The 2986-nt window shown below is 73.1% G+C and carries 4 protein-coding genes; 3 read left to right on the top strand and 1 reads right to left on the bottom strand.

Annotated elements, in window-relative coordinates; genetic code table 11:
- Positions 1-542: alpha/beta fold hydrolase (locus G3I65_RS20070; protein ID WP_160697470.1), on the bottom strand; the 542-nt coding region annotated here is incomplete at its 3' end.
- A 47-nt stretch (positions 543-589) separates the two neighbouring features.
- On the opposite strand from G3I65_RS20070, the gene G3I65_RS20065 reads away from it, so the two are divergent.
- From G3I65_RS20065 to G3I65_RS20055, 3 genes are all read left to right on the top strand, one after another.
- On the top strand, positions 590-1843 hold the full coding sequence (locus G3I65_RS20065) for a cytochrome P450 (RefSeq protein WP_160697469.1): 1254 nt from the start codon (positions 590-592) through the stop codon (positions 1841-1843).
- A complete protein-coding gene (locus tag G3I65_RS20060; RefSeq protein WP_166640328.1) occupies positions 1843-2730 on the top strand; it encodes a LysR family transcriptional regulator in 888 nt (295 codons plus the stop codon). The genes G3I65_RS20065 and G3I65_RS20060 overlap by 1 nt, the downstream gene beginning before the upstream one ends.
- A 106-nt stretch (positions 2731-2836) precedes the next feature.
- Positions 2837-2986 (top strand): SDR family NAD(P)-dependent oxidoreductase (locus tag G3I65_RS20055; protein WP_166640327.1); only part of this gene is annotated, 150 nt, incomplete at its 3' end.

The following is a 2986-nucleotide window of genomic DNA, read 5'->3' as shown; positions in this document are numbered from 1 at the left end:
ATGTCCGGCGCGCCGACGCCGAACGCGGCCGGGTCCATCGCGAGCCGCCACCCTCCCTCGGTCTCGCGAAGCCCGGCCGGGTCCGCGGGCGCGATCCCGAGCAGCCCGGACACCTTCAGGTACGCCTGCTCGGCGTCCTCCCGCTTCTCGAACACCCGCGGCGGCTTGGCCGCGAAGCTCGCCGCGCGCCCGAGGTCGTCCTGGCTCCACTCGACCTTCACCCCGAGCGCCAGCACGCCCGCGACCTCGACGTCGTACTTCCCGGACGCCAGTTCCAGCGCCAGCACCCCGCCGAGCGAATGGCCGGCGACGACGTACGGGCCCTTGCCCGGCAGCGCGCGGGCGACGGCGGCGGTGAGCGTCTCGAAGCTGTAGTGCGGCAGCGGCGAGGACGGACCGTGGCCGGGCAGGTCGGGCACCAGGACCCGCCGGGGCAGCGGCGGGGTGAAGTGGGCCCACACGGCGCCGGTCGCGCCCAGGCCGTGCAGGAGGAGGACGGCCGGTTCGCCCTCGCCGCCGGTGCGCATGTTCAGGGTGTCCATCCGCGCAGCTTCCCAAATTGTCGGTGGGCGCGGCTAGGGTCGGCGGCGTGACGATCACCGATCCGGACACCTACGTGCGAGGTGTCCCGTACGAGGAGCTGGCGCGGCTGCGGCGCGCCGGCCCGGTGGTGCGCGTCGACGACTTCTGGGCCGTGCTCGGGCACGCCGAAGTGCGGCGGGTGCTGCGCGACCCGGCGGCGTTCTCGTCGCAACTGGGCGGGACGCAGATCCGCGACGCGGCCGACCTCGCGTACGTGCGCCGGATGATGCTGAACATGGATCCGCCGGAGCACGGCAGGCTGCGCGGGCTGCTGACGAAGGCGTTCACGCCGCGGGCCGTCGCGAAGCTGACTTCGCAGATCGAGAGGTGGGCGCGGGATCTCGTCGCTTCGGTCGCGGACCGGGGCGAGTGCGACTTCGCCGCGCTGGCCGCCGATCTGCCGCTGATCACCCTGGCCGGGGTGTTCGGCGTGCCGGAGCAGGACCGGCGGCTGATGTACGACTGGAGCAACCGCGTGATCGGCTACCAGGACGCCGAGTACGCGGCCAGCTCGACGGTTTCGGTCTCGGAGGTGAGCGACCTGGCGCGGGCCGCGCTCGCCGTGCGGCCGTCGCCGGGGCCGGACGGCTCGATGCCGGATCCGCGAACGCGGGCGGGGATGCCGGATCTCTACGCGTACGCGAACGCGCTGGGCGAGTACAAGCGCTCGCACCCGGGTGACGACGTGATGAGCAACCTCATGCGGCACGTCGGCGACGACGGCGGGCGCGTCTCGCTCGCCGAGTTCGAGAACCTGTTCTGGCTGTTTTCCGTGGCGGGCAACGAAACCCTGCGCAACGGCCTGCCGGGCGGCATGCTCGCGCTGCTCTCGCACCCCGCCGAATACCGGCGGCTGCTGGCGGACCGGTCGCTGCTGCCGTCGGCGGTCGAGGAGATGCTCCGGTGGTGGACGCCTGTGATGCACTTCAGGCGCACCGCGGTTTCCGACGTCCGGCTGTCCGATGTGGACATCCGCGCCGGGGACAAGGTGGTGGTGTGGTTCTCTTCGGCCAACCGGGATCCCGCGGTGTTCGACTCACCGGACACGTTCGACATCAGCCGCACGCCGAACGACCACCTCACCTTCGGCCACGGCCCGCACTTCTGCCTCGGCGCGCACCTGGCCCGCGTGCAGCTGCGGGCGATGTTCGGCGCGGTCTTGGATCTCCTCGGTCCCGTCTCCTTGGCGGGGGATCCGGTGCGGCTGCGGTCGAACTTCCAGAACGGCTTGAAGTCGCTGCCGATCCGGTGGTCCCGCTGATGGAGATCCGGGAGATGCGGGCGTTCGTCGCGGTGGTCGAAGCCGGGACGATGTCGAAGGCGGCGAGGCAGCTGCACGTCAGCCAGCCGGCGCTGTCGCAGACGATCACGGCGCTCGAACGGCGGCTGGGCCTCCAATTGCTGGTACGCACGAGCACCGGCGTGCGGGCCACCGACGCCGGGACGACGTTGCTCGGCGAGGCCCGGGCGGTGCTGGCGCGCCACGACCAGGCCCTCGCCGCGCTGGCACGCCACACCACGACAGGCGTGCTGCGCGTCGGCGTCCCGCTGGAGCTGCCGCCGGAACTGCTGCCCTCGGCTCTCGCGCGGCTGGCGGCGGCTTACCCGGAGACGCGGGTGCAGGCCCGGCACCTGTCGTCGGTGGCGCAGGTGACGGCGCTGCGCGCGGGTGAGCTGGACGTCGGGCTGGTGCGCGAACGCCCGCCGGGGCCCGACCTGGACGCGGTGCTCGTGGTGGCGGAGGACGTCGGCGTCCTGCTGGCCGCGGACCTCGCGGAGAAGCTGGGTTCGCCGGTCCGGCTGGAGGACCTGGCCGGGCTGGAGTGGTTCGCGTTCGCCCGGGCGGGCAGCCCGGCCTGGTACGACGAGCTGGCGGCGATCCTGCGCAGCCACGGCCTCGACGTCGGCCCGGAGGTCCCGGAAGAGCAGCGGCTGATCGTCGAGCTGAAGATCCCGGCGGTCAACTCGGGCGGGGCGTACGCGTTCGCCCCGCCCGAGTGGCCGTACCCGCTGCCGGACACGGTGCGGTGGGTGCCACTGGCGGGCACCCCGATCGTCCGGCGGACGTGGGCGGTCTGGCCCGCGGCGTCGCACCGGCGTGACGTCGCGGAGTTCGTCGCCGCGCTGGAGGACTATCGAGCGGACTGATCGCGGGCATAAGCGATGCCGAACGCTTCGCCGGAAGCCCTTTGGCGGGTCTCGCGCTTGAACCCTCCGACCGGGGAGACACCCGGGTCTTCGGAGGAGTTGAACGATGAGTGCAGATCTGTCCGGGTCTCTGTCCGGGTCGACGGCGCTGGTGACCGGCGGGACGAGCGGCATCGGCCGCGCGACGGCGACCACGCTGGCCGGGCTCGGCGCCCACGTGGTCCTGTCCGGCCGGGACGCGGCGCGCGGAGCCGAG

Origin of the sequence: Amycolatopsis sp. SID8362 (genome assembly GCF_010550475.1) — a bacterium.
Taxonomy (GTDB): Bacteria; Actinomycetota; Actinomycetes; order Mycobacteriales; family Pseudonocardiaceae; genus Amycolatopsis; species Amycolatopsis eburnea.
Note: the sequence above shows the minus strand (reverse complement) of the source record. Positions and strands in the feature narration are given on the sequence as shown.

Excerpts from the sequence above, each read along its gene's own strand:
- G3I65_RS20060 (WP_166640328.1), top strand. The coding sequence starts at position 1,843 with ATGGAGATCCGGGAGATGCGGGCGTTCGTCGCGGTGGTCGAAGCCGGG.